The following is a 1250-nucleotide window of genomic DNA, read 5'->3' as shown; positions in this document are numbered from 1 at the left end:
TCATCATATTGTATAAAAGTTGGAACGATTGCTGTATGTTTTTGTTTTAAATCGACCTTTAAATTGTAAGTATTACCTGACATTTGTTCACGTCCAGTCATTTAAATTATCTATGAAATAAATAGGACACCTCGAATTGAGATGTCCTAGGGGGATATATTATTTTAGTTAGTAGTTTATTTAAGTCCAAACCAAAGTAAGATAGCTGTTGGAACACCAATCCAAATCACATTCTTAATGACTGCCATGATATCCAACTTGCCATTATCCTCAATTTTACCTACACGTTTCTCCAATTCTTCTTGTCCACTATTGAGTTTGTGTAGACTTAAATTAATATTGTTAAGTGTAGCTGTCATATTGGTGATTGCTGTTGCAAGAGAACTCATAGTTGCTTCCTGTTTTTCTTCACGGATTTCTTGCTTTAATTCTCTTTTGTGCATTTCTGCAACAAGGATTTCAGTTATAGATGTAGTCTTATCGAGCTTATCTTGTTGATCCTCAAGTCTTTCAATTTTTTTATTGTTACCGTCAACCTTATCTTCGACTAGTCCAATGCGTACATATAGACTCTTATCAGTGCTTTCAGGCATCCAACCACTCCTAGTGTGAATCATCTCCTTGGGTTCTTGCTCTCGTATTCTCAACTTACCTCGATTGTTGATTATAATTTACTCTTTAATGTCGCCTTGAATTAATCCACGCTTCAATGCAGTGTACAACAATCCAATTGCATCCGATTCAGTTAATTCACCGTTCAATAATTGTAATCTCCATTTAGCATCAATTCCGTCTTTTTCCTTAGATTCTAATCTACGTAATACGATTAGAGTGTCATTTAAGATATCCTTAGCAGTTGGCTTGTAAATAGGTTGTGTCATTTTATTTTCCTCCTTAATACTTGCAGGTTTCACAGGGATTACATTCACGGGCTTTTCAGCAACAGCAACACATTCCATATACTCATTGACGATATCGACTAGCAATTGTGCATACGATTTTTTTAATATTTTCAATGCGTTCATTGGGTCAACTTTACGGTCAGGATCAAGTAGGTGATGACCAATGAAACTCGTATAAGGATTCAATTTGAAGTTGTAAGCTAACCAAGCATTGAACCAGACATACTTGCGATAGGCTTCTAATGTACGAGTATAGTCATTAGGGAAATAGCATAATTCTACTCCAATAGCGACATCATTTGCATCGTCACCGAAGATTGCGTTATCTTTTTTGACGTTATACAGGAC

Annotated in this window: 2 protein-coding genes; both read right to left on the bottom strand. The window is 35.5% G+C overall.

Annotation, left to right across the window (positions count from 1 at the left end):
• Window positions 1–176: 176 nt before the first annotated feature.
• Window positions 177–593: a hypothetical protein gene (locus tag AC1DSL_RS18335; protein WP_477533352.1), complete on the bottom strand. Its 417-nt coding sequence runs from the start codon at window positions 591–593 to the stop codon at window positions 177–179.
• Between the two features lie 78 nt (window positions 594–671).
• The coding region (locus AC1DSL_RS18330; RefSeq protein WP_477533351.1) for a peptidoglycan recognition protein family protein at window positions 672–1250 on the bottom strand (579 nt) is incomplete at its 5' end.

This window comes from Paenisporosarcina sp. P4_D4, assembly GCF_056401835.1.
The sequence above is the reverse complement of the archived record's forward strand: the minus strand, read 5'-3'. Positions and strand labels throughout refer to the sequence as shown.

What these genes read in the sequence shown, in the direction of transcription:
- AC1DSL_RS18335 (WP_477533352.1), bottom strand. Translation starts at nt 593, where the DNA reads ATGCCTGAAAGCACTGATAAGAGTCTATATGTACGCATTGGACTAGTC.